Genomic DNA, 1134 nt, shown 5'->3' on the forward strand with positions numbered 1-1134 from the left:
CCGCCGCCGCGACCGCGACCAGTACCTCGCCCGGCCCCGGGTCCCGTACCTCCAGGTCGTCCACCACCTGCGTCTGCCGGCCGTCGAAGATCACGCCCCTCATGTCAGACCTCGCATCGCGTCCATCTCAGCCCTTCGCTTCCCTGGGAAGGCCGAGCACGCGCTCGGCAATGATCGTGCGCTGGATCTCGTCCGAGCCGCCGTAGATGGTGTCGGCCCGGCTGAACAGGAACAGGTGCTGGAGCGCGTCGAGCTCGTACGGCGCCTCTGGCGTCCAGTCCGTCGGCCCCACCGCGGCATCCGCGCCCCGCACCCGCATCGCCAGTTCGCCGAGCCGCTGATGCCATCGGCCCCACAGCAGCTTGGCCACACTGGGAGCACCCCGGTCCGCCGCACTCCCCAGCGTCCGCAGGGCGTTCCACCTCATGGTGCGCAGCTCGGCCCACTGTCGTACGAGCAGGTCACGGACGACCGGGTCGTCGACCGCTCCCGTGGCGACGGCCGTCTCGACCACCCGCGACAACTCCTGGGCGAAGCCGATCTGCTGGGCCAGCGTGGAGACTCCGCGCTCGAAGCCGAGCAGGCTCATGGCGACCTGCCAGCCGTTGCCCGCGCCCCCGACGACATGCTCGGCGCGCGCGTGCGCCCCGTCGAAGAAGACCTCGTTGAACTCGCTGGTCCCGGTCATCTGCCGGATCGGCCGGACGTCGATCCGGCCGGGCTGGTCCATGGGCACGAGCAGGAAACTCAGGCCCCGATGCCTGCGGGACCCCTCCTCCGTACGCGCCAGCACGAAGCACCAGTCCGCCTCGTGCGCCAGCGAGGTCCAGATCTTCTGCCCGCTGATCCGGTACGTGCCCGCGTCCAGCACGGCCTCCGTACGGATGCCCGCGAGGTCGGAGCCGGCCCCTGGTTCGCTGTAGCCCTGGCACCAGAGTTCGTCACCGGAGGCGATCGGGGGCAGGAAGCGGGCCTTCTGTTCCGCGCTGCCGTGGGCGATGAGCGTCGGGGCGAGCAGCTTCTCCCCGATGTGCCCACTGCGAGCGGGCGCACCCGACCGGGCGTACTCCTCGGCCCACACCACCTGCCGACCGATCCCGACCCGCCGGTTCCCGTACCCCTCCTCCCCCCACC

At 71.3% G+C, this 1134-nt stretch carries 1 protein-coding gene; it reads right to left on the minus strand.

Annotation, left to right across the window (positions count from 1 at the left end):
* Positions 1–127 precede the first annotated feature (127 nt).
* Positions 128–1134 (minus strand): acyl-CoA dehydrogenase family protein (locus AOK01_RS40220; RefSeq protein WP_055520611.1); only part of this gene is annotated, 1007 nt, incomplete at its 5' end.

This window comes from Streptomyces aurantiacus, from assembly GCF_001418335.1.
GTDB lineage: Bacteria > Actinomycetota > Actinomycetes > Streptomycetales > Streptomycetaceae > Streptomyces > Streptomyces aurantiacus.